Source organism: Myxococcus sp. XM-1-1-1 (assembly GCF_020037095.1).
In the GTDB taxonomy this organism is placed as follows: Bacteria; Myxococcota; Myxococcia; order Myxococcales; family Myxococcaceae; genus Myxococcus; species Myxococcus fulvus.
The window spans coordinates 285,965-308,611 of sequence record NZ_JAIQDH010000003.1 but is presented as its reverse complement, the minus strand read 5'-3'; the positions used below and the strand labels follow the sequence as shown (position 1 = coordinate 308,611).

Genomic DNA, 22,647 nt, shown 5'->3' with positions numbered 1-22,647 from the left:
GATGCGCGCCGACCGACTCGTCAGCCTGATGATGCTGTTGCAGAGCCGCCCGAAGCTGACCGCGGGCGAGCTGGCGCGTGAGCTCCAGGTCTCCGCGCGGACCATCCACCGAGACCTCGACGCCCTGTCTGCCTCGGGCGTGCCGGTCTACGCGACGCGCGGCTCGGAGGGCGGCGTGGCGCTGCTCGAGGGATGGAAGACGCAGCTGACGGGCCTGACGCGCGCGGAGCTGCACGCGCTGGCGGCGATGAGCGCGGCGCCGGGAGGGTTGGGGGACATCGGGTTGAGCGCGCCGCTGCGCAGCGGGTTGGTGAAGCTGGCGGCGGCGCTGCCCGCGTTGCAGCAGCCGGCGCTGGAGTACGCGCGGCAGCGGCTGCATGTGGACGCATCGGGTTGGTTCGCGGAACGGGAGTCCGTGCCCCATCTGGAGGATCTGCGCGAGGCGGCGTGGGAGAACCGGCGGGTGTCGCTGAGGTACCGGGACTTCGATGGGAAGCGTGGCCGGCGACAGGTGGAGCCGTACGCGCTCGTGTTGAAGGCGGACCGTTGGTACCTGGTCGCGGGGACGGAGGCCGGTACTCGGGTGTACCGGGGCTCGCGCATCGACGGGGTGAAGGTGCGTGCGGAGACCTTCGAGCGCCCCGCGCGGTTCGACCTGCCCGCGTTCTGGAAGGAGTGGTGCGCGCGCTTCGCGGAGAAGCGGGCACTGTACGAGGTGACGCTGCGATTGACGCCGGAGGCGGAAGGCCTGCTGCGGCGGATGCGCCCTCCGGTGGATGGCGTCCGGTTCGACGCGGGGGATGCTACCCACGGACGAAAGACAGTCACCCTCGACTTCGAGCGTGAGGCCATCGCGATGGACCAGTTGTGCGCGGTGGGCCAGGGATTCGAGGTCATCGAGCCCCGGGCGCTCCGGGTGCGGTTCATTGCCTTGGCCAAGGCGGTCCTGGAAAACCATCACGGCGAGGGATGAGGGCTGGGAGGTATGTTAGCCTCGCAGGGACATGAGCAGTCATTCGGGTCCAGGGGCACCTTCCTGGCATCGGTTGCGCGGGCCTCGCATGTGCCCTCGCGTGGGGAGTCTCACCCGTCCTTCTGAACGTCACGAGGTCTCGCGGCCATGAGATGTGCATCCATCCTGTCCCTGTTGCTCGCCTCTTCCTGCTCCGCGCCGAGCCTTTCCGAACCCAACTCGGACTGCGACAGGAAGCCCGATGTGACCCGAGTGTTCGAGGTAGGCACCACCGAGGCGGTGCTGGGCGACGGCTCGGGTTGTCGAGTGGTGGCCGTCTCCACCGCGCTCCTCGGCTTCACGCCAGGCTGTCTGAGATTGCATGCGAGGGACGCCGCGAGTGACAAGGAGTTCATCGCGGATGTGACCGACCTCCGTGCGCGCCAGGCGAGGGACCTCCGCGTGGCGTTCCTCCCTCCTGACTCGTGGTCCTCCGACATCGGCGTCACGGTCCGCTCGTTCGAACAGCGCTGCGACGGAGTCCAGATCGGCGTCTTCCACCAGGGAGTCACCGTGCGACCCGGGCAGGTGGTCCCAGCGTCCATGACCCTCGATGGCCGGGATGCCGACAATGACGGGTTCGTCGCCAGGAACTTCGGAGGCTCCGACTGCCGGGACGACCTGGCCACCGTCTTCCCCGGCGCCCCCGAGCTGTGCAACGGCCAGGACGACAATTGCGACAGCGTCCAGGACGAGGGTTACCCCAACCTCGGCTCCGCGTGCCTGGATGCCAACACCCAATGCGCGGGCACATACCAATGCTCCCCGGAGCAGGACTCGACCGTCTGCGTCCCTTCGGGTTCGTGCTGACGGAGCGGCCCCAGGACCTCGAAGCGGCGTGAGCCTACTCCGCTTCGAAGTTGTGCTTGATGACCTTGGTCTCCCCTGCCCCCACCTCCACGGTGACATGTTGTGTCTTCTGGAGGTCGGGGTTGTGCAGCTTGATGCGGTGCTTTCCCGCCGGGACTTCCTTGGGGGCGAACGGCGTCGGCCCCAATTCCTGGTCATTCAGCGTGACGACGGCATAGGGCCGGATGCGGAACTCCAGTGTCCCCTTGCCCACGCGCACCGGAGGCTTCACACGGGCCGCGGGCTTCGCTTCGAACACGGGAATCTGCGAGGGCTTCTGCCCCACGGGGCTCGCGGCCCCTTGCGCCGGCCGAGGAGCGACGGCGGCCGGCAATTCCACGTTGGCTCCTCCCGCCTGAGCCACCCTGGGAGGCTTTGCCTGCGCCGGCTCCGTTCCCTTCACGACCTCCACCGGATTCCCAGCAGGCGCGCCGGAGGGCGGAGCGACGTGTGCACGCTCGGGCAGAACCTCCTGCCCATTGGGGGCCTGAACCACCGGGGCCGCCACCTCGGGTGACTTCGCGACCTGGGCCACGCCCTCGCGCTCAGGCGCCGTCACCGACTCGCGCTTCGTCGCGACCGGCAGCGGCGGCGGGTTCACGAACTTCGGAGACTCCTCGCGCGTGGCCAGCACCAGACCGCCGCCCACCACGAGCACCACTCCCGCCGCCATGACTCCGAGCAACCACCCACGCCCCGGGCCCATGGGCGCGGAGACCTGCACCCCCGTGGAGATGTGGTCCTCATCCGACGCCCCCGCGTCCGTCCGCACGCGGTCATTCGCATCCCGCTCGGCCTCGGCGCCCTGGGCCACGTCCGTGGCTCCCGCGAGCGAAGCGGCCTTCCACCCGTCATCCGCCCCACGAACCTGCCCCGCCATCCCCGCCTGCGCCGGCAAGGCATGCCGCGAGCTCCCCCGCTTCCCCTTCTCCCGCGCCTCCACCGGAACAGGCCGGGCCTGCGCCACCTCGCCGCCCATCACCCCGCGCACCGACAGCGGCATGGGCGTGGTCGGCGACGTCGAATCCACCACCGCCGGCAGCGGCGTGGTCTTCATCGGCCGCTCCTCCACGGGCGCGGACATCGACCGGGGCGCGCTCGCGGGCTTCGGCGGCGTCATGCCCACGGGCGCCACCACCCCCGCCGCGGGCGTGCCCCCCGCCTCCGCCATCACCTTCGCCACGAACTGCGAGAGCTGGTACGCCCCCACCGGCTCGCCCGACGACAGCAGATAGCGCTCCAGGTCCGACTGGAGCGCGCGGCAGTCCGGATAGCGCGCGTCGCGCTCCTTCATCAACGCCAGCTCGAGAATCCTGCGAAGCGGCTCGGGCACATCGGCCCGGCGCGCCTCCACCGGCACGAAGGGCTCGAACAGGATGGCCTGCATCGTGCTCGCCTCGGTGGTGGCCTCGAACGGGCGCTTGCCCGTGAGCAGCTCGTACAGCACCACCCCCAGCGCATACACATCCACGCGGCGGTCCAGGGGACTGGCGCGCAGCTGCTCCGGCGGCATGTACGCCACCTTCCCCTTCACCACGCCCGTCTGCGTGCGATGCCCCTGCCCCGCCACCTTCGCCACGCCGAAGTCCACCACCTTCACCGCGCCCTGCCGAGACACCAGGATGTTGTCCGGGCTCACGTCGCGGTGGATGAGCCCCAACGGCTCCCCCGTCGCCGCGTCACTGAACTCGTGCGCGAACGCCAGCCCCTCCGCCGCCTGCGCCACCAGCTTCGCGCACACCACCGGCGGCAACGGCTGCTCCGACGCGCGCTTCACCAGCCGCCGCAACGTGGGCCCGTCGATGAACTCCATCGCCAGGAAGTAGCTGCCGTCCGCCTCGCCGAAGTCGAAGATTTGAACGATGTTCGGGTGCTCGAGCTGCGCGGCCAGCCGCGCCTCGCCCAGGAACATCTCCACGAACGCGGGGTCCTCCGCCAGATGCGGGAGGATGCGCTTCAAGACGAGCGTCTTCTCGAACCCCATGGGGCCAGCGGCCTTCGCGAGGAAGACCTCCGCCATGCCCCCCGAGGCAAGCTTCCGGACGAGTTGATACTTCCCGACTTGCATTGGGCTGAAGGTTCTCCCAGGTTTTCCTGGAAAAGTGAAATCCCTCCCCGAGTGTTCTGCCCAGGACCATGCAGCCGAGCGTCAACGAGTTTGCCCTGGCGCGACCGGCTCCGTAGGATCCGCGCCACGCATGCCCCCGAAGCTCATCGGTCCCTACCGCGTCCTGGAGACGCTCGGCAGCGGCGGGGCTGGCACCGTGTACCGGGCCCTGGACCGCCGCAGCAACGACGAAGTCGCCCTGAAGCTGCTCTCGGCCGGCCCGACGCTGGACGAGCGCGCGGCGCGGCGGCTCGCGCGCGAATTCGAGACGCTGGCGGACCTGTCCCACCCCAACGTGGTGAAGGTCTTCGAGGCGGGGGTCCACCAGGGCTGGCCCTACCTGGCCATGGAGCTCATCGAGGGGCTCACGCTGCGCCACTACCTGGAGATTCGCGGGGACGACCTCTTGTCGCCCAGCAGCTCCAGCGCGCCCCGGAGCCTGTTGTCCGTGCGGCGCACGGCGGACGACGACTTCGGGGTGGGCAGCGACTCGGACCTGGACCTGCCGGGGGACTCGCGCTCGGGGCACGAGGGCCTGTTCAGCATGGACGCCTTCAACGAGGAGCCCCCGAGCGAGGATTTGCGCAGCTACGGCGCGGAGGACAACCAGGACGCGCTGGACTCGGACGACTCGCTGGAGGGATTTGACGTGCCCGCCCCCGCGCCCCGCAAGCCCGCGGACGACGCCCGGGCGCCGCGCGTGGAGGACCTCAACCGGCCCGAGCGCATGGGGCGGCTGAAGGACACCATGCTCCAGCTGTGCGAGGCGCTGGCGTACATCCACGGGCACGGCCTGGTGCACCGCGACCTCAAGCCCTCCAACGTCATGGTGGACGAGGACCGGCAGGTGCGGCTGATGGACTTCGGCCTGGCGAAGTTCCTCGCGGACGACGTGGCGATTACAGAAGCCGGCAAGATGGTGGGCACGTACCGCTACATGGCGCCGGAGCAGATTCTCGGAGAGCCGCTGGATGGACGCTCGGACCTGTACAGCCTGGGCGTCATCCTCTATGAGCTGCTGAGCGGGCGGCCCCCCTTCGACGCGAAGACGCCGCACGAGTTGTGGCGGCAGGTGTTGGAGACGGAGCCTCCGCCCGTATTGGCGTTGAACCTTCATGGGGACCCGCAGTTCGCGCGGGTGGCCCACCGCCTCATCCGCAAGGAGCCGGACGACCGGTTCCAGACGGCCGAGGAAGTCTACGAGGCACTTTCCGAGTGAGCACCTCCCAGCTTCACACCTTCACGGTGGCCGCCGACAAGGCGGGCCAGCGCGTGGACCTCTTCGTGGGCGAGGCGCTGAGCCTGTCGCGTGCCCGCCTCAAGCGACTCTTCGAGTCCGGCGCGGTGAAGGTGAACGGCCGCGCGGCGAAGAAGGGCCTGACGTTGGTGGAGGGCCAGGCCGTGGCCGTCGTCCTCGAGGAGGAGACGCGCGAGGCGGTGCCGGACCAGGACTTCCCGCTCACGGTGCTGCACGAGGACGCGGAGCTGGTGTTCGTGGACAAGCCCGCGGGCCGGCCCTCGCACCCGCTGCAGTCGGGGGAGACGGGCACGGTGGCCAACGCGCTCGTGGCGCGCTACCCCGAGTGCGCGCAGGCGTCGGTGGACCCGCGCGAGGGCGGGCTGTGCCACCGGCTGGACGTGGAGACGTCGGGCGTTGTGGTGGCGGCGCGCACGAGAGCGGCCTGGAACACGGTGCGCGAGGCGTTTGGTGAGCGCGCGGTGGACAAGCGCTATCTGGCGCTGGTGACGGGGCCGCTGGTGGACGAGGGCGACATCGAGCTGCCGCTGCGTCACCACCCGCGCCATCCGGACCGGGTGGAGCCCGCGCCGTACGGTGCCGAGGACGCGCGCGAGGCGGTGTCTCGCTTCCGGGTGCTGTCGCGCGCCGGAGAGCACAGCGTGGTGGAGGTGCGCATCCTCACGGGCGTGCTGCACCAGGTGCGCGCGCATCTGGCGGGCATCGGCGCGCCCATCGTCGGGGACACGCTGTATGGCGGGCGCGAGGCGCCGGAGCTGGGGCGCTTCTTCCTGCACGCGCGGGCGCTGGGGCTGTCGCATCCGGTGACGAAGAAGCCCCTGCATGTGACCAGTCCCCTGCCCCCGGAGCTGCGCGCGGAGCTGGAGCGGCTGGGATTGCCGCTGCCGCGTGGCGAGCACGGCGACGCGAGCGTCAGTTCCCCAGCGACTTGAGCATCGCCCTGACTTCATTGGCGGAGGCCCCGGAGGGCTCCAGCTTCAAGTACTGGTTGTAGGCCCGTGCCGCCTCGGAGTTCTTGCCGATGGACTGGTACGCCATGCCGAGCGACAGCCAGGCCCGGGCGTTCTTCTCGTCGTCCCGGACCACGTCCGCCAGCAGCTTCGTGGCCTCGCGGAAGGCGGACTCGGACTCGAAGCCGTTCGTCAGGGCGATTCCCAGTCCGGCCTTGGCCTCCGTGGAGTCGGGCTTGAGGCCCAGCGCCTTGCGGTAGCTCGCGGCCGCGGACTTGAAGCGATTGCCCACCGTGGCGCTCTTCGCCTGCTTGATGAGGTTGGCGTATTCGCCCTCCGAGTCCACGGAAGCCTGGGCGACCGCGGGGAGCGGCACCGCGGGCGCCTCCGCGACGGGGGCCTCCGTGGCCCGGGGCTTCACAGGACGAGCCTCCACGACGCGAATGGGCGCCGTCGGCGTCACCGGCATGGACGCTGGCGCTCGTTCGGACAGACGCCAGACCGCGAACCCGAGCCCTCCCAGGAGCAGACAGGCCGCGCCGAGCCCGATGCCCGACAGACGTCGGACACCCCGAGGAGCCTGGGTGGATGCCCCCGTCTCCATCAAGGCCTCCGGCGCGGTGTTGATGGCTCGCGGAGATGTGGGGCGGGCCAGCGCTTCGCTGAATGCGGCGGGAACCTGGGGCGGGCGCCCCTCCTCACGCAACTCCCGTGCGAACAGCGTCTGGACGAGCCACGCCACGGACATCGGGGAGAAGCGAGGTGTGGTGGCATAGAGAAAGCCGGAGAGCGCTTCCGCGAAGGCGTGCGCTGACTCGAAGCGCTCCTCACGATGCACCGCGAGGGCCTTCTGGAGGATCTCCTCCAACTCGACTGGCAGCTCCGGCCGCAGAGAGCGCGGCGACGGGAACCGGCCCTCCTGGAGCTGGTGCATGACGACGTACGAGGGCCCTTCGAGCGGAAGCCGACCGCACAGCAATTGATAGAGCACGACTCCGGTCGCCCAGACATCCGTGCGAGCGTCGACCTCCTCTCCGCGCGCCTGTTCCGGGGAGAAGAAGAGGTACTTGCCCTTCACGACGCCGGGCTCCGTGTTGAAGCCTCTCAGCTCCCGCGCCTTGGCGATACCGAAGTCGACGACCTTCACCTGCCCTTCGTAGCTGACCAGGATGTTCTCGGGAGAGATGTCGCGGTGCACCAGGTCCAGGCTGACGCCGCGATTGTCCACACGGGTGTGCGCGTAATGCAGCCCCCGACAGACCTCCAGCGTGATGAAGACAGCCTGGGCGATGGGGATGGACGCCAGTCCCGGCTGATGCGAACGCTTGAGGATCCGGTCGAGGGGCTGACCATCCACCAACTCCATCGCCAGGAAGTGCTCGCCGTCCGCCTGACCGAAGTCGAAGACCTGGGCGATGTTGCCATGAGAGAGCGAGGCGGAGATGCGCGCCTCGCTGATGAACATCTGGAGGAAACCCTCATCCTGCGCGTATTCGGGCAGCACCTTCTTGATGAGCACCGACTTCGTCACGCCGGCCTCGCCCACCAGACGCGCACGCCACGTCTCCGCCATGCCGCCCTTGCCCAATCTCGACACCAACGTGTAGCGCCCCAACGCCTTGGCAGTCACGGAGTCCATGGGAAGGCAATGTAGTCGTTGAGCGCGCGTCCTCCCAGTCCCCGCAATGGAATACAGCTCAGAACGGAGACTCGCGGGAGCCGCGCGCCAAGAGGCATCTTCTCCGGGCTGCGCGACCGGATGCGCGACAACCAGGCCCACCCCCACTACTCGCCCATCACCTTGACGATGACGCGCTTGCGCCGCTGTCCATCGAACTCCGCGTAGAAGACCTGCTGCCACGGGCCCAGGTCCAGCTTGCCCGCGGTGACGGGGATGATGACCTGGTGGTGGACGAGCATCGACTTGAGGTGCGCGTCACCATTGTCCTCGCCCGTCCCGTGGTGGCGATAATCCGGTCCGAAGGGCGCGAGCTTCTGGAGCCACTCCCAGATGTCCTCGTGCAGCCCGGACTCGTCGTCATTGACGAAGACTCCCGCCGTGATGTGCATGGCGGAGACCAGCACCATTCCCTCCTGGATGCCGCTCTTGCGCACCAGCGAGGCCACGGTGTCCGTCAGGCGCACCAGCTCCCGGCGCTGCTTCGTCTCGAACCACAGGTACTCGGTCAGGGTCTTCATGCGCCACACGATAGCCGAGCCCCCCAGGCCTCGCTGCGGGGAGCACCCCGGCCCGCAGCACGAAGCAGACTTCCCCGCAGCCTCCTCGCTCCGCCCGAGAAGCATGCAACACATTGCGAATCAGTCAAACCATCCTCATACTGACGACACCCCGCCTCAAACCCTCCCTTTTCCAGGAACGCACGCGCGACCCTTCCGCGTCCCTGCGAACGGGTCGCTGAAGCGGCCTGGAGGGCAAGCAGGGTCTGCGAAGCGGGATTCCAACAGTCCGTCCGTCCTGCACGAACTCACGAGGCCCCGCAACGGCACGTCACGTGCGAAAGGATGAACACCGTGAACGAGAACCTCGCCGCTCAACTGGAGCACATCCAGTACCCCACCTTCACCTTTCCGTGGTCTGGCGCGTGCGCGCCATTCGCCGAGGCCGTTGATCAGGAGGCGCTGCGCTGGGCACAGACGCAGGGGCTCATCATCTCCGAGAAACAGCTGGCCCGGCACGCCCGGGGGAAGTACGGCTGGCTCATGGCCCGCTGCTATCCGCATGCGGACCGCGAGCTGGTGCAACTCCTCACGGACTTCGTCCTTTGGTACTTCATCGTGGACGACCTCTTCGTGGACAGGGTGGACGCCGTCGCTCAGGAGACACTCCCCAATCTCACGGCGATTCTGGACATCATCGATTTCGACCACGCGTCCGCGACACCTCGCTTCGGAGAGATGGCGTTCCTGGGTATCTGCCAGCGGATGCGAGCACGGCTCGACCCAGAGCACTTCGAGCGCTTCGCTCACGGGATTCGGCTGTGGGGCTCCGCCGCAGGACTCCAGATTCTATGCAACATCATGAAGGAGCCCTTGGCCCAACGCTCTTATGAGGCGCTCCGCCGATACGTCGGCGGCGTGTTGCCCTGCCTCGCCTTGTGCGATGCGGCGAACGCCGGGAAGGTCTCCGCCGCCGAGTACCATCAGTTCGGCGTCCAGCGACTCATCCACCACACCATCAACACCGTCATCTGGAACAATGACATCCACAGCATGGCCGTGGAGACGCTGCACCCAAGCCAGGTGCGGAACATGGTCAGCCTCCACGTTGCCCGAGGACATACGCTCCAGGAGGGCGTCGACTTCACCGCCCGAAAGGTCCGCGAGGAAATGCTTCTGTTCCAACAGCGGGCAAACCAGCTGGAGCAAGGGGCGAGCAGACAACTCCAGGGCTTCATCTCCGGCTTGCGCGATTGGCTCCACGGCTACAACGAATGGGCGGACGTCGACACCCAGCGCTATTCATTGCACCACGCGGAGCAGGACCCCGACGACAACGGCGTCCTGCTCGCGGCCCGCTGACACGCCGCTACGGGCTCAGAGACAATCGAACACGAGCGTATCGGGCAACAGCCCACCCCAGATGACGCTCGCCTTCATTCGACTCTCCAACAGGCTTCGGGTTGAGCAACACGACAACGGCCCGCCCAGGAATCACCGGACGGACCGCCTTCGACTCACACGCGCTTCCTCAGTCTTCCGGGATGCTGACCGGCGGGATGCAGGCATTCGTGGACTGGGAGTAGGTCGAGGTCGTGCCCCAGCTCGTCCAGGAGCCACAACCGCATCCCCGGTAGCCCACGATGCGCAAGCGCGTCGAGGAGGTGTAATAGACGGTCCCCGCCGACGTGATGCTGCAGTCGGGAACCAGGCCCTCACGTGACGTGGACTCCTGCTCCCCGAGGTCTTCCTCCAAGGGGCCACCACAACCCGCCAGCATCAACCCCACCGCAAGCAACGCACCGCTGACGAACCTTCCAGCCTGCATTCGTGCCTCCAGGGACTGTTTTTCGGGGGGTACGGCCCCTCTACCCCAACACACCCTGAGTGTGTCCTGCCCATGCGGGCCCACGGAGCCAGACACCCCGCGGGCCCACCTCCTGCGTCAGTAGGCGTAGTAGACGGGCGGCGTCGTGCTGGTGAAGTAGTTGTAGTACGTGGCCACGTAGTTGCTGCCGCTGCCCGTCTCCCCCGGGAGCGGGCCCGTCTTCGTCCCGTAGACCACCAGCGTGGCGCCGGCGTCCGTCTTGTCCAGGTTGCAGACATTGACGTTGCCCGCGCCGAAGTTCACCACGATGGTGTCGTCGCGCACCTTCCCGAGCGTCGCCACGTCGATGTGATTGACGCGGCACTGCGTGTTGGCACTGCCGCTCGGGGAGCCCTTCGTCGAGTAGGCCGTCGCCAGCCCCACGCCCGTGCCCAGCACGGCGATGTGCGGCGTGTTGTAGGAGCGACCCAGCTCCACGCTGCCCGCCGCGTAGGGACACGTGCCGGACGCGGCGCGCGTCAGGGTGATGGCGTAGCGCGGAGGCAGCTCCCCGGGAATCACCGCCGAGGAGATGGTGAAGCTACAGCCCCCGAAGGAGCTGGTCGTCAGCGCGTCCTCACGCGCGCCCAACGACTCCTCGGGCGAGGACTGCTCGGGACCACCACAGGCGGACAGGGACACGACGGCGCAAGCCCAGACAAGCTTCTTGAAGACAGTCATTTCTTGAGTCTCTCCGGGAAAGGGAGGACCGCGACTCTATGCCCTTCCCGCAACCCCTCACAACACAGGCCGCTGCAACCCGTTCCGACACCCCCGCGTCAAGAATGACCAACCCCACGCAAATCGCAAGACACGGTGTCTCGACGGACCACCCGTCCGCTGTCCTCGAAAACCTCTACAAAGGCAGACACATCTCGCGGCAGCCCGCATCAAGACCGGGTCAACCGCAACCGCGGCGCCACCCGCCAACCTCGGCGAATCCGCCGGCACCACCGCCCAACCCGCCACGCCCCACGCCGCACGCCCTCCCCTCCACATCCTCCGCGAAGCGCCCCACACACGGAGTCCACGCCCCCCCTTGACCCACAGACCGGTTTCACGGTACTGATCTTGATATTGATATTGATTATCAAAATCAACTGAGCCTGACAGCATCGGGCCGGACGTGGAGGACACGACGTGGCGCGTGACTTGGGACCAAGGGGCAAGATGTGCCGGCGACTGGGGATTCCCCTGTCGCGAATCACCGCGAAGGATCCGGACAAGGACCCGGTGCTGCGCAGGCCCTACCCGCCCGGCCAGCACGGCGCCACGGCGCGCATGGGCAACAGCGACTTCGCGCGCCGCCTGCGTGAGAAGCAGAAGCTGAAGCTCTACTACGGCCTCCTGGAGAAGCAGTGCCGGCGCGCGTTCATGGAGGCGCGCCGCTCGCCCGGCAACACGGGCACGGTGCTGCTGCAGCTGCTCGAGAGCCGGCTGGACTCGCTCATCCTGCGCGCGGGGCTGGCCACCAGCATCCGCCAGGCGCGCCAGTTCGTGCGCCACGGCTACTTCCAGGTCAACGGCGCCGCGACGGACATCCCCAGCTTCCGCGTCAAGCCGGGCAGCGAGGTGAAGTACCACGCCGCGCACCTGAAGCTGGCCATCGTCCGGGAGTCGTTCGAGCGCATGAAGGGCCGCAACGTGCCGCCCTACGTGCAGGTGCTCGGCGATGGCGAGGGCGTGCGCTACGTGCGCCTGCCCGAGCGCGAGGAGATCCCCGTCGACGTGAACGAGCCGTTCATCGTCGAGTTCTACGCGCAGCGCAGCTGACCGGCGCAATCCCCGAGCGGAGGGCGGGCCCCGCGGGCCGCCCCACCGCCCGTGTGTTTCAGCCCAGGAGCGCGGCGCGCAGCTCGTCCAGGGTGCGGAACAGCCGGTCCGGCGAGTGCCGGGCCAGCGCCTCCGGCAGCGTGTAGCCCCACGCCACCGCCGCCGCGGGGATGCCCGCCTCCCGGGCCGCGTCGAGGTCGCGAATCTCGTCGCCCACGGAGAGGACCTCCCCGGGGCTGACCTTCACGCGCTTCACCATGCGACGGAACTTGGCGGCCTTCCCGAAGAGGGCGGCGCCACAGTCGAAGTGCGCCACGGCCCGGGTGCACTCCCCCAGCACCGCGCGCACGGAGGCCTCGCTGTCGGAGCTGATGATGGCCACCGTGACGCCCGCGGCCTTCAGGTCCGCGAGCAGCTCCGGCACCCCGGGGAACAGCGGCGTCGACGACGCGGCCGCCAGCTTCTCCTTGCGCATGTGGTTGACGATGGAGGGCAGCCGCCACAGGGGCACCCTCGCCTTCGCCAGGATGTCGTGGCCGGACAGTCCCCGGAGCGCCTCCAGCTCCTCGGGCGACAGGCGCTTGAACCCGAAGCGGTCGGCCACGTCGTTCAAGATGGAGCGGAACCACGGCAGCGAGTCCGCCAGGGTGCCGTCGAAGTCGAAGATGACCAGTCGAAAGGGCGTCATGAGGGGCGCTCCGTCGGTGGGCGGGGGTCCACCGGGGAGCGACGCGAAGTCATAGCAGAACCGCTCAGGTCGAGGGCCCCTGGCTCCGGGCAATCCGGACCACGTGTTCGCGGATGAAGCGCAGGGCCTCGTCGTCCTCGGACGTGACACGCCAGAACAGCTCCAGGGGCGAGCCCTCCACCGCGAAGGGAAGCTTCACCGTCCGCAGCGCCGGGCGCAACGCCACCACCTGGCGCGCCACCCTCCCCGGCACCGTGGCCAGCAGCGCGCTCCCCTCCACCAGCTCCCCCACCCCGTGGAACGAGGGAATCGACACGCGCACCTTGCGCTGGAGTCCCAGCGCGTCCTCCACCACGCCGCGCAAGTCGCCGTTGTACGAGACGATGACGTGCTCGTGCTCCAGGTAGCGCTCCAGCGTGAAGCGCTTGCCGGGCCGAGCGTGGCGTGGGTCGTAGAGACAGACGAAGCCCTCGTGGAAGAGCTTCAGCCTGCGGATGTTCGGCGGCAGCTCGTCCGCCACCGTCATCGCCACGTCCACCGCGGACGTGCTCAACAGCGCCCCCACGTTCCGGAACTGCGCGGGCAGCACCACCAGCCGCATCCTCGGCGCCTCGCGCGCGAGGACCGCCAGCAGCCGGGGGAGCAGCCACGCCTCGCTCGCGTCGGAGAGCCCCAGGCGCACGGTGCGCTCGCTCGTGCCGGGGTCGAACGCCGCCGGGGATAAGGCCGCCTCCACCAGCGCCTCCAGGTGGGGCCTCGCCGTGGCGAGCAGCTTCCGGCCCCGCGCGCTCAACGCCAGTCCCCGTCCACTGCGCACGAACAAGGGAGCTCCCACGGCCTCCGTCAGCCGCCGGAGCGCCGCGCTCACCGCCGGCTGGGTGAGGTACAGCCGAGCGGCCGCCGCCGTGACACTGCCCGCCTCCGCCACCACGACGAAGACTCGGAGAAGGTTGAGGTCGAGCGACTTCTCATAGAGGGCGTTCATGTGAGGAATCCATCCTATTGATTGGATTCAATCATGGCGATGCCTCACCTTTGCCGTGTCGCAACGAACCAGGAGGCGCACATGGACACGAAGCACACGGTGAAGCTGGGGAGCACGGGACCGGAGGTCTTCCGGCTCGGACTGGGCTGCATGGGCATGTCCGGGATGTACGGAGCGGCGGATGAAGCGGAGAGCCTCCGCACCATCCACGCGGCCCTGGAGCGCGGCGTGACGCTGCTCGACACCGGGGACTTCTACGGCATGGGCCACAACGAGCTGCTCGTGGGCCGCGCCATCGCCGGCCGCCGCGAGAAGGTGCAGCTCTCCGTCAAGTTCGGCGCGATGCGTGGACCGGACGGCAGCTGGGGCGGCATGGACCTGCGCCCCGTGGCCGTGAAGAACTTCGCCGCCTATTCACTCAAGCGATTGGGCGTGGACGTCATCGACATCTACCGGCCCGCCCGCCTGGACCCGAACGTCCCCATCGAGGAGACCGTCGGCGCCATCGCCGAGCTGGTGAAGGCCGGCTACGTGCGGCACATCGCCCTGTCGGAGGTCGGCGCGGAGACGGTGCGGCGCGCCCAGCGCGTGCATCCCATCGTCGACGTGCAGCTCGAGTACTCGCTCGCCAGCCGAGGCCCGGAGGCGAACCTCTTCCCCGCGCTCAGGGAGCTGGGCGTGGGCGCCACGCTCTACGGCGTCCTCTCGCGCGGCCTGCTCACCGGCAGCAAGCCCACCGGCGCGGGAGACTTCCGCGCGCACCTGCCCCGCTTCAGCGGCGAGCACCGCGCGACGAACGAGGCCTCGGTGCAGGCGCTGCATCGCTTCGCCCAGGAGCGGGACCTGTCGCCCGCACAGCTCGCCATCGCCTGGGTCCTCGCGCGTCAGCCCGGCTTCGTCCCCATCATCGGCGCCCGGCGCGTCGCCCAGGTCGAGGACGCGCTCGCCGCCCTGGCACGTCCGCTGTCCCGTGAGGACGTCTCCGCCCTCGAGTCTCTGGTGGCTTTCACCGGCGAGCGGTATGGGGCCGAGCAGATGCACATGCTCGACAGCGAGCGCCCCTGACCTGGAGCGTCCTACGAGTCCGGAAACGTCAGACAGAGCCGGTAGAGTGGCTCCTGCAATGAGAGCCATCATCCACGTGGACATGGACGCTTTCTATGCGTCCGTGGAGCAGCGGGACAACCCGGCCCTGAAGGGCAAACCGCTCATCGTGGGCGGGCATGCGCAGCGGGGCGTCGTCGTCGCCGCGTCCTACGAAGTCAGGCCCTTCGGCGTGCGCAGCGCCATGCCCATGGCCCGCGCGGTGAAGGCCGCGCCGCACGCCATCGTGGTGAAGCCTCGCTTCGCCGCGTACGCGGAGGCCAGCGAGCAGGTCTTCGCCATCTTCGAGCGCTACACGCCGCTCATCGAGCCCTTGTCGCTGGACGAGGCCTTCCTGGACGTCACCGCCTCGGTGGGCCTGTTCGGCGCGCCCTCGGACATCGCGCGGCGCATCCGCAAGGACATCGCGGACGAGCTCCAGCTGCCCTCCTCCGCGGGCATCGCCACGGTGAAGTTCGTGGCGAAGATCGCCTCCGACCTGACCAAGCCCAACGGCCAGCGGGAGGTGCGCGCCGAGGAGACGGTGGCCTTCCTCGCGGGGCTGCCGGTGTCGCGGCTGTGGGGCGTGGGGCCCAAGACGGAGGAGGCGCTCCAGCGCGCGGGGCTGAAGACCATCGGCGACGTGTCCACGAAGGACGTGGCCTGGCTGGAGCAGCGGCTGGGCACCAGCGGCCGGCACCTGTGGGAGCTGGCCCAGGGCATCGACGCGCGCGACGTCGTGCCGGACCGCGCCGCCAAGAGCGTGGGCGCCGAGGACACCTTCGAGGAGGACCTCGTCGGCGTGGAGGCCTTGAAGCCACACATCCACGCGCAGGCCCTGCGGGTGGCGCGGCGACTGAGGCGCGCGGGCGTGCAGGGGCGCGTGGTGCAGCTCAAGCTGAAGCTGTCCGACTTCACCCTGCTCACCCGCCGCACCACGCTGCGCGAGGTGACGGATGATGGGCAGACGCTCTACCGCGCGGCGCTGGAGCTGCTGGAGCGCGCGCACGAGGGCAAGCCCATCCGCCTCACCGGGGTGAGCGTGCAGCTCGACGAGGCCCCACCGCAGCTGGGCCTCTTCCCGGCCGCGCCGCCGCGCACCGCCAAGCTCAACGCGGCGATGGACCGCATCGCGGAGCGCTTCGGCAGCAAGGCCATCACCATGGCGGACATCGCGGGCAGCGACGCCCCGAGCGACGACGCGCACCGCTCCGAGCGCCCCGTGGACAAGACGCCCCCGAAGCGCTGAGGCCTCGCCTCAGTCCGCCGCGGGCACCATGTCCGGAGGAGGCGGCTGCCGCGCGGCCTCGTCCCGCGACATCACCAGCACGCCCACCAGCGCGAGCCCTCCCCCCACGAGCTGCACCCAGTCCGGCGTCTCGCCGAGCAGCGGCACCGCCCACAGCGTGGACAGCACGGGCTCCCCCAGCGACGCCACCGCCACGAAGGGCGCGGACAGGTGGCGCACGGAGGCGTTGAGCAGCGAGTGGCCGATGAGCTGCGGCACCAGCGCCAGCCCCAGCAACACCCACCACGTGCGCGACGAGAAGCCCGTCAGCGGCGAGTCGACGAAGCCGTGCGCCAGCATCAGCGCCGCCGCCGCCACCGCGTAGACGACGCCCACGTACGTGCCCAGCGACATGGACTCGCGCACGCGGCGGCCCACGACGAAGTACACCGCCGCCAGGATGGCCCCGGCCACGGCGAGCAAATCCCCCCACAGCGCCGTGCCGCCGGCCGCGAAGTCCCGCGCGCCGATGAGCACGCTGCCCGACAGGCACAGCACCAGCGCCGCCACGCCCCGCGAGCCCACGCGCTCCGACAGCGCGAGCCACGCGAACAGCGTCACCCACACCGGCTGCGTGGTGACGAGCGCCACGGAGCTGGCCACGGTGGTGTACTGGAGCGACGCAATCCACGTCGCGAAGTGCAGCGCCAGCGCGAGCCCCGACACCAGGAGCCAACCCCACGTGCGCACGGAGAAGGACGCCAGCTCCGAGCGCCCTCGCACCAACGCCAGCGCCAGGAGCGGCGCCGCGGCGAAGGTGAGGCGCCACGCGGAGATGGCCAGCGACGGGGCCTCGGCGAAGCGGATGAGCGGCGCGGCCCAGGACACGGCCACGACGCCCAGCACCAACCCGCCGTAGACGCGCGCACGGGACACGTCCGCGCGCGGCGCCTGGATGCTCACGCCTCGCCGGCGCCCGAGCCGGAAGAACCCGCCGAGGCGGCCCCTTCACCGGAGGAACGACGGCGACGACGACGGCGGCGGCGCTTGCGCTGACCACCAGGCTCCGAGCCACCCTCGCCCTCCGAGGACTCGGCGCGCGGCGGCGGCACCTCGCCGGCCTTCCACGCCTCCAGCTGCTCACGGCCCTCGCCGGTCGCCTCCACCGACATCTCGAACACGGTGAGCGCCTCGCCGAACAGCGGGTGCCGACGGAAGGCCGCGCTCTTGCGACGGCGCTCCCCCGACAGCGTGCGCTGGGCGAGCAGCAGCATGCGGCAGCGCTCGGCGATGCGGCGCGGCAGCCGGGCCGACTGCACGAAGCCCGCGAGCAGCTCCTCCACCACCTGCGACACCGACGGACGGCCCCCATCCTGCGGCTCGGCCGGAGGCCCGGAGTGGCTGATGGGCACCAGCAGCGCGGCCAGGAGGATGGCGTCGTCGAGCGGCTCGCCCGCGGCCACCCGGCGGTCCAGCGCCTGGGCGAAGGCGTAGAAGGTCTTCTCGCCCTCCTTGCCGTGCTGCTTGAGGTACGCGTTGACGGGCGGCAACAGCAGCTTCAGCGCGTCGAGCGCGTCCAGCAGCTTGAGCGCGGGCGCGGACACCCCGCCGCGGATGAGGCGGAAGGTCTCCTCCAACAGGCGCGCGGGCGCGCAGCGCGGCAGGTCCTCCACCGCGCCCTCCATCGCCGCGTACGTGCGCGACTCGATGTCCAGGTCCAGCTTCGCCGCGAAGCGCACGGCGCGGAGGATTCGCACCGGGTCCTCGCGCATGCGCACCTCGGGGTCGCCGATGGTGCGGATGAAGCGCTCGTCCAAATCACGCCGGCCGCGGACGTAGTCGATGACCCGCCCCTCGCTCACGTCGTAGAACAGGCCGTTGATGGTGAAGTCGCGGCGGCGCGCGTCCTGCTGCGCGGTGCCGAAGACGTTGTCGTGGGTGATGAGCAGGTCATCCCCGCCGTTGTCGCCCTCGTCCTCCGGCGCGGCCGGCGAGGCGGCCTCCAGCTCCGTGGGGTTCGCGCGGAAGGTGGAGACCTCGATGATCTTCCCACCCTTGAAGTAGACGTGCGCCAGCCGGAAGCGCCGGCCGATGAGCCGGCAGTTGCGGAAGATGGCGCGCACCTCGTTCGGGTGCGCGCTGGTGGCCACGTCGAAGTCCTTGGGCTTGCGGCCCAGGAGCAGATCGCGCACGCAGCCGCCCACCAGGTACGCCTGGTGCCCGTGCTGATGCAGCCGCAGCACCACCTTGAGCGCGTCCGGGTCCAGTTCGTCCGGGTCAATCTCCGCCGGCTCGCCGGTGGAGCGCACGTGGGGCGCGTGCAGCTCGCGCTCGTAGGGGGTCGGCTCGGGCTCGGGCTCGAGCACGGTGGGCACCTGCTCCACCTCTTCGTCGGCGGCGGCCTCGGCCGCGTCCTGCGCCTCGGCGGCGGCGAGCACCTCCTCGACGGCGCCCAGGCCCGTGTCGTCGAGCGCGTCCGCCTCGTCGTCGTCATCCTCGTCGTCGTCCGCCTCGTCCTCCGACGGGGGCTCCGGCGCGCGGGCGGTGGGGGCCGACTGGGCCAGCAGGGGGGATGGGGACTCGACCTCGGAAGGGGCTGAAGCAGTGGCCTCGTTCTCGGGGGCGGTCGCCTGTTCCGAGGGGGCCGCCGTCAGCTCCAGATTGGAAGACATGTAGGAAACCTCTTGGTCGCCGCGCCTGGAGCCCACTGCCGCCTCGAAGGAGGCAACCTCGCGCGCGTCAAAATCGGGCGCAGGTGGCAGTGGACCGCCGGCAGGCGGCGGTTCAGTCAAAACTCGCGTCATCGCCTTGGACACCCCGCATGGGGCGCTTCAGGGGCAGCCGTCTATAGCGCATCCGCCCCGGGAGGGAGTAGCGCCCTTTCAGCGAGCCCACCGGGCAGGTGGAGTGACAGTGCCCCACCCTCCGCTCGTCCGGCGAGAAGGGGCTCATCCGCGCATTCGAAGCAGCGTCGAAGGACATCCGGTTCCAGTTCGCTCCAGGCCGTCAATAGGGTCCGCCACGAGTATCGACCTGGGAGCCGGACACCGGCCCCTGGCCCGAGGCCCGCCCACGGACTCTGCCTGGGTATCAACACTGGTACGGACCGAAACGTTCTGGAAACGTCCCAAGCACCGGGCGCCCGGCCCCCTGGACAGAGGGCGGGCGGGCGACCCGGGCGGCCCTACCCACCAGGTGAGGGCCGGGTGCGCCCCTTGTGGTTGCGGGGCAGCGCGTGGTGGATGAGGGACACGTAGTCCACCGCCTGCACCGGCGGCGGGGGCGGCGGGGTCCCCAGGGCGGCCAGCCGCTTGCTGAAGGCGGACAGGATGTCCGGCATCGGACGCATGGCGGCCAGGAGCTTGTTGGGCCCCTCCAGCGCCTGGGACAGCGCCACCGCCGCCTGTTGCAGCGGCAGGCCCCGGCGCAAGAGGTCCTGGAAGGAGTTGGAGAGGGTGATGATGTTGTGCCCGGCCGTCTGCACCATCTCCACGGCGATTTTCAGCACCTGGGGCGCGGACAGGTGGCCGTCCGCCAGCAGCACCAGGGCCGCCTGGAAGTAGTTGAAGATGGGCACCACGCGCGGCCCGTAGGGCGTGAAGTGCGCGGGCGGCGTCAGCTTGTCCAGGTGGATGAAGATGCGCCGCACCGGGTCCGCCACCGGAATCTGCTTCCACGCCGCGCGCACCCGCTCCGCGTCGTCCGGGTACACCCCGCCCGCCTCCAGCACCTGGGACAGCACCCGCTCGTCCACGCGCCCCGCGATGAGGTCCGCGAAGAGCGAGTAGATGAACGCGTCCGCCTCCGCGTCGTCCCCGAAGAGGACCTCCTCCGCCTCCGCGGGCGCCTTCACCCGGCTCTCGAGAATCGCCGGCAGCTTGTAGCCCACCTGCCCGCGCAGGGCCCGGAAGCGGCCGCGCAGGAGGTTGCCCACGTTGTCCTTGAGGACGAACTCGTCCCAGCGCACGCCGTCCAGCTTGAGCTTCTCCTCCAGCACCGCGCGCATCTGCTTGGGGCTGCCGGAGACGATGCACAGCCGCGAGTCGCCGCTCTCCGACAGCTCGCGGATGAGCGCGCTCGCCCCCGGGACGGCGACCTTCTCGTGCGCCTTCTGGAACGCGGTGCGCAGCAGGTCGCGGAGCGAGTCGAAGTCGGTCTGGAGGTACGTCTTGTCCAGGTCCCAGCGGTAGATGCGCCGCGGAGGCCGCGGATCGATACGGTCCGGCAGACTCACTTCTGGAGGCCTTCCCGGATGGCGTTGCCCAGGTTGTTCGCCACCACCTTGGCGGCCACCTTGCCCGCGTTGGCGATGGCGTGCGCCTTGGAGCGCCCGTGCGCCTTGATGAAGATGCGGTCGAACCCGAGGATGGGCGCGCCCCCGTACTGGTTCCAGTCGGTGATGTCCTTGATGCGCTGGATGCCGCTGGACAGCATGGCCAGGCCCGCGCGCCAGCGCAGGCTCTCCTTGTAGGCGTACTGGGCCAGCTCCACCACGGTCTCGTGCACGCCCTCCAGCATCTTCAGGCACACGTTGCCCACGAAGCCGTCCGTGACGATGACGTCCGCGGTGCCCTTCGGGATGTCGATGCCCTCCACGTTGCCGATGAAGTGGATGTCCTTCATCTCCGACAGCCGCGCGTGCGCCTCCACCACCCGGGGCGGGCCCTTCTGGGGCTCCACGCCGTTGGACAGGAGCGCCACCTTGGGCCGCTCGTTGCGGGAGATGATGCGCGCGTAGTTCGAGCCCATGACGGCGAACGTCACCAGGTCATCCGCGGTGGCCTCCACCGTCGCGCCCACGTCGAGGATGAGGGAGAACGGGTCCTCCTTCGCGCCGCGCACCGAGCGCGTGGGGTACACCGTGGCGAGCGCCGCGCGGCGCACCCCGGGGATGAGCTGGAAGTGACGCGCGCACGCGAGCACGCCTGCGCCCGTGTTGCCCGCGGACACCAGCGCCTGCGCCTCGCCCTCGGCGACGAGCCGGGCCGCCACCGCCACCGAGGCGTTGGGCTTGCGCGCCAGCGCCTCGCCGGGCTTCTCGTCCATGCCCACGAAGTCCGAGGCGTGCTGGACGGAGATGCGCTCGCCGTTGTGCTTCGTCTCCGCGAGCGCGTTGTCGATGAGGGTGCGGTCCCCCACCAGCAACGCATGGATGTGCGGTGAGTCCAGGGAGAGCTGCGCGGCGCCGCGCACCACCTCCGCGGGCCCATGGTCCGTCCCCATCACGTCGAAGGCAATCGTCACGGGCTGCGGCTGCTTGACCACCATGGCCTCCATCTTACGACCTTTGTTGGGCCCTCGCGCCTGCCATTCTTGCCTGCCCCACCAACGAGGCGGCCACCAGGGCCCCCACGACGAGCATTCCCGCCGCCGTGCCGTACGGCGCCCCGGGCCCCAAACGGGTGAAGAGCCACCCGCCCAGCGCCGGGCCCACGATTCTCCCCAGCGAGCCCGCCGCCTGGAAGCCCCCCAGGGCCGCGCCCAGCCGGTCCGCCGGCGCGTGGAGCGACACCAGCGCGGACAGGCACGGGTTCGTCAGGGCCGAGCCCACCGCCAACAGCCCCATCACGGGGAACAGCCACCCGTACGTGGGCGCCACCGGCAACAGCGCCAGCCCCATCGCCGTCACCGCGAAGCCCGCCAGGGCCACCCGCGCCTCCCGCCCGGAGCCGCCCCCCTCCTTGCCCACCAGCCGGCGCACCACCCCACCCTGCACCAGCGCGCTCAGGATCCCCACCACGGCGAAGAGCCAGCCGGCGCGAAGGCTCGCCTCCCTCAGCACCGCCGCGTCCGTGCGCACCGCGTGCAGGAACAGCCCCCCCTCCTCCAGCGCCACCGGCCCCGAGGACAGGAAGCGCGTCAGCAGGTAGACGGAGAAGGTGCCCTCCATCTGGGCGAAGGCCGTGGTGAACAGCAGCATCAGCACCAGGCACTTCGCGACGACGGGCAGCCGCAGCGCCTGGGAGACGCCCTTGAGCGTGCGCGCGTGGCCCTCCGGCCCGCCCGGCGCGCGCGACTCCGGCAGGAACAGGTACGTGCAGACCAGGTTCACGGCCACCAGCCCCGCGGCGAACAGGCCGATGGCCAGGTTGCCGCCCCACGCGCCCAGAAAGCCCCCGAGCGCGGGCCCCAGCACGAAGCCCAGCCCGAAGGCCGCGCCGATGACGCCCATCCCGCGCGCCCGCTCCTCCGGCCTGGTGATGTCCGCCACCACCGCCTGCGCCGTGGCGATGTTGCCGCCGGAGATGCCGTCGATGACGCGCGCCAGGAACAACAGCGGCAGCGAGTGCGCCACGGCGAACAGCAGGTAGCCCAGGAGCGAGCCCACCTGGCTGGCCAGGAGCACGGGCCTGCGGCCGTACCTGTCCGACAGCCGCCCGAGCACCGGCGCCGCGATGAGCTGCATCAACGAGAAGACGGAGATGAGCAGCCCCACCGTGAACGGCGACGCCCCGAACTTCACTCCGTACACGCCCAGCTGCGGAATCAGGATGCCGAACCCGATGAGGTCCAGCGACACGATTCCGAAGACGACGCGCAGTGACGCCGTCCGGCTCACCCGTAGCTCCCTTTGCCTGAAATGAAAAACCGCCGGAGCGCGGAAGATAGCGCTCCGGCGGTCGAAAAGGCGCTCCGTGCGAGCCCCCCGCGACGATTCGACGCGGGGCC

Annotated in this window: 20 protein-coding genes; 8 read left to right on the top strand and 12 right to left on the bottom strand. The window is 69.9% G+C overall.

Annotated features, from left to right (window positions below; genetic code table 11):
* The first annotated feature begins 1 nt into the window (after position 1).
* Positions 2 to 973: a YafY family protein gene (locus tag K8640_RS08970; protein WP_223746682.1), complete on the top strand. Its 972-nt coding sequence runs from the start codon at positions 2 to 4 to the stop codon at positions 971 to 973.
* A 243-nt stretch (positions 974 to 1,216) separates the two neighbouring features.
* Entirely contained in the window at positions 1,217 to 1,822 is a 606-nt protein-coding gene (locus K8640_RS43075) for a putative metal-binding motif-containing protein (protein WP_223746681.1), read from the top strand.
* Positions 1,823 to 1,856: 34 nt separating this feature from the next.
* Here the strand turns inward: K8640_RS43075 and K8640_RS08960 are convergent, their stop codons facing one another.
* Positions 1,857 to 3,929, bottom strand: coding sequence for a serine/threonine-protein kinase (locus K8640_RS08960; RefSeq protein ID WP_223746680.1), 2,073 nt, complete (start codon positions 3,927 to 3,929; stop codon positions 1,857 to 1,859).
* A gap of 130 nt (positions 3,930 to 4,059) precedes the next feature.
* Here K8640_RS08960 and K8640_RS08955 point away from each other — a divergent pair, with 130 nt between their 5' ends.
* Both K8640_RS08955 and K8640_RS08950 read left to right on the top strand, forming a co-directional pair.
* A complete protein-coding gene (locus K8640_RS08955) occupies positions 4,060 to 5,187 on the top strand; it encodes a serine/threonine-protein kinase (protein WP_223746679.1) in 1,128 nt (375 codons plus the stop codon).
* Positions 5,184 to 6,158, top strand: coding sequence for an RluA family pseudouridine synthase (locus tag K8640_RS08950; RefSeq protein WP_141332995.1), 975 nt, complete (start codon positions 5,184 to 5,186; stop codon positions 6,156 to 6,158). The genes K8640_RS08955 and K8640_RS08950 overlap by 4 nt, the downstream gene beginning before the upstream one ends.
* On the opposite strand, the gene K8640_RS08945 is transcribed toward K8640_RS08950, so the two are convergent.
* Both K8640_RS08945 and K8640_RS08940 read right to left on the bottom strand, forming a co-directional pair.
* Entirely contained in the window at positions 6,139 to 7,815 is a 1,677-nt protein-coding gene (locus tag K8640_RS08945; RefSeq protein WP_223746678.1) for a serine/threonine-protein kinase, read from the bottom strand. The genes K8640_RS08950 and K8640_RS08945 overlap by 20 nt on opposite strands.
* A gap of 146 nt (positions 7,816 to 7,961) precedes the next feature.
* Positions 7,962 to 8,375 (bottom strand): secondary thiamine-phosphate synthase enzyme YjbQ, encoded by a 414-nt coding sequence (locus tag K8640_RS08940; RefSeq protein ID WP_223746677.1) that lies wholly within the window; start codon positions 8,373 to 8,375, stop codon positions 7,962 to 7,964.
* Positions 8,376 to 8,708: 333 nt separating this feature from the next.
* On the opposite strand from K8640_RS08940, the gene K8640_RS08935 reads away from it, so the two are divergent.
* On the top strand, positions 8,709 to 9,716 hold the full coding sequence (locus tag K8640_RS08935; RefSeq protein ID WP_223746676.1) for a terpene synthase family protein: 1,008 nt from the start codon (positions 8,709 to 8,711) through the stop codon (positions 9,714 to 9,716).
* 169 nt (positions 9,717 to 9,885) lie between these two features.
* Here K8640_RS08935 and K8640_RS08930 read toward each other — a convergent pair whose 3' ends face one another.
* Both K8640_RS08930 and K8640_RS08925 read right to left on the bottom strand, forming a co-directional pair.
* Positions 9,886 to 10,182, bottom strand: coding sequence for a hypothetical protein (locus tag K8640_RS08930; RefSeq protein WP_223746675.1), 297 nt, complete (start codon positions 10,180 to 10,182; stop codon positions 9,886 to 9,888).
* 117 nt (positions 10,183 to 10,299) lie between these two features.
* Positions 10,300 to 10,902: a hypothetical protein gene (locus K8640_RS08925; protein ID WP_223746674.1), complete on the bottom strand. Its 603-nt coding sequence runs from the start codon at positions 10,900 to 10,902 to the stop codon at positions 10,300 to 10,302.
* A gap of 459 nt (positions 10,903 to 11,361) precedes the next feature.
* Here K8640_RS08925 and rpsD point away from each other — a divergent pair, with 459 nt between their 5' ends.
* Positions 11,362 to 11,994: a 30S ribosomal protein S4 gene (gene rpsD / locus K8640_RS08920; protein ID WP_223746673.1), complete on the top strand. Its 633-nt coding sequence runs from the start codon at positions 11,362 to 11,364 to the stop codon at positions 11,992 to 11,994.
* A gap of 58 nt (positions 11,995 to 12,052) precedes the next feature.
* Here the strand turns inward: rpsD and K8640_RS08915 are convergent, their stop codons facing one another.
* Positions 12,053 to 12,682: an HAD hydrolase-like protein gene (locus K8640_RS08915; RefSeq protein WP_223746672.1), complete on the bottom strand. Its 630-nt coding sequence runs from the start codon at positions 12,680 to 12,682 to the stop codon at positions 12,053 to 12,055.
* Between the two features lie 64 nt (positions 12,683 to 12,746).
* Complete coding sequence (locus K8640_RS08910) at positions 12,747 to 13,667, bottom strand: LysR family transcriptional regulator (RefSeq protein WP_223746671.1); 921 nt, start codon at positions 13,665 to 13,667, stop codon at positions 12,747 to 12,749.
* An 81-nt stretch (positions 13,668 to 13,748) separates the two neighbouring features.
* On the opposite strand from K8640_RS08910, the gene K8640_RS08905 reads away from it, so the two are divergent.
* Positions 13,749 to 14,732 carry an aldo/keto reductase gene (locus K8640_RS08905; RefSeq protein WP_223746670.1) on the top strand — a complete coding sequence of 328 codons (984 nt, stop codon included), beginning with the start codon at positions 13,749 to 13,751 and terminating at the stop codon, positions 14,730 to 14,732.
* A 58-nt stretch (positions 14,733 to 14,790) separates the two neighbouring features.
* Entirely contained in the window at positions 14,791 to 15,999 is a 1,209-nt protein-coding gene (gene dinB / locus K8640_RS08900) for a DNA polymerase IV (RefSeq protein WP_223746669.1), read from the top strand.
* 9 nt (positions 16,000 to 16,008) lie between these two features.
* On the opposite strand, the gene K8640_RS08895 is transcribed toward dinB, so the two are convergent.
* The 5 genes from K8640_RS08895 to K8640_RS08875 all read right to left on the bottom strand — a co-directional run bounded on the left by K8640_RS08895 (position 16,009) and on the right by K8640_RS08875 (position 22,537).
* Positions 16,009 to 16,941, bottom strand: coding sequence for a DMT family transporter (locus K8640_RS08895; protein ID WP_223746668.1), 933 nt, complete (start codon positions 16,939 to 16,941; stop codon positions 16,009 to 16,011).
* Entirely contained in the window at positions 16,938 to 18,650 is a 1,713-nt protein-coding gene (gene pcnB, locus K8640_RS08890) for a polynucleotide adenylyltransferase PcnB (protein WP_223746667.1), read from the bottom strand. The genes K8640_RS08895 and pcnB overlap by 4 nt, the downstream gene beginning before the upstream one ends.
* Before the next feature lie 512 nt (positions 18,651 to 19,162).
* Complete coding sequence (locus tag K8640_RS08885; protein ID WP_046712794.1) at positions 19,163 to 20,212, bottom strand: phosphatase domain-containing protein; 1,050 nt, start codon at positions 20,210 to 20,212, stop codon at positions 19,163 to 19,165.
* Positions 20,209 to 21,255, bottom strand: a complete 1,047-nt coding sequence (plsX, locus tag K8640_RS08880) for a phosphate acyltransferase PlsX (protein ID WP_194869621.1) — start codon at positions 21,253 to 21,255, stop codon at positions 20,209 to 20,211. Before plsX ends, K8640_RS08885 begins: the two co-directional genes overlap by 4 nt.
* Position 21,256: 1 nt before the next feature.
* On the bottom strand, positions 21,257 to 22,537 hold the full coding sequence (locus tag K8640_RS08875) for an MFS transporter (protein WP_223746666.1): 1,281 nt from the start codon (positions 22,535 to 22,537) through the stop codon (positions 21,257 to 21,259).
* Positions 22,538 to 22,647: the final 110 nt, after the last annotated feature.

Coding starts and splice junctions, on each gene's coding strand:
- K8640_RS08955 (WP_223746679.1), top strand. CDS start 4,060: ATGCCCCCGAAGCTCATCGGTCCCTACCGCGTCCTGGAGACGCTCGGC.
- K8640_RS08915 (WP_223746672.1), bottom strand. CDS start 12,682: ATGACGCCCTTTCGACTGGTCATCTTCGACTTCGACGGCACCCTGGCG.
- dinB (WP_223746669.1), top strand. CDS start 14,791: ATGAGAGCCATCATCCACGTGGACATGGACGCTTTCTATGCGTCCGTG.
- K8640_RS08905 (WP_223746670.1), top strand. CDS start 13,749: ATGGACACGAAGCACACGGTGAAGCTGGGGAGCACGGGACCGGAGGTC.
- K8640_RS08960 (WP_223746680.1), bottom strand. CDS start 3,929: ATGCAAGTCGGGAAGTATCAACTCGTCCGGAAGCTTGCCTCGGGGGGC.
- K8640_RS08970 (WP_223746682.1), top strand. CDS start 2: ATGCGCGCCGACCGACTCGTCAGCCTGATGATGCTGTTGCAGAGCCGC.
- K8640_RS08930 (WP_223746675.1), bottom strand. CDS start 10,182: ATGCAGGCTGGAAGGTTCGTCAGCGGTGCGTTGCTTGCGGTGGGGTTG.
- K8640_RS08940 (WP_223746677.1), bottom strand. CDS start 8,375: ATGAAGACCCTGACCGAGTACCTGTGGTTCGAGACGAAGCAGCGCCGG.
- K8640_RS08925 (WP_223746674.1), bottom strand. CDS start 10,902: ATGACTGTCTTCAAGAAGCTTGTCTGGGCTTGCGCCGTCGTGTCCCTG.
- K8640_RS08945 (WP_223746678.1), bottom strand. CDS start 7,815: ATGGACTCCGTGACTGCCAAGGCGTTGGGGCGCTACACGTTGGTGTCG.
- pcnB (WP_223746667.1), bottom strand. CDS start 18,650: ATGTCTTCCAATCTGGAGCTGACGGCGGCCCCCTCGGAACAGGCGACC.
- plsX (WP_194869621.1), bottom strand. CDS start 21,255: ATGGAGGCCATGGTGGTCAAGCAGCCGCAGCCCGTGACGATTGCCTTC.
- K8640_RS08910 (WP_223746671.1), bottom strand. CDS start 13,667: ATGAACGCCCTCTATGAGAAGTCGCTCGACCTCAACCTTCTCCGAGTC.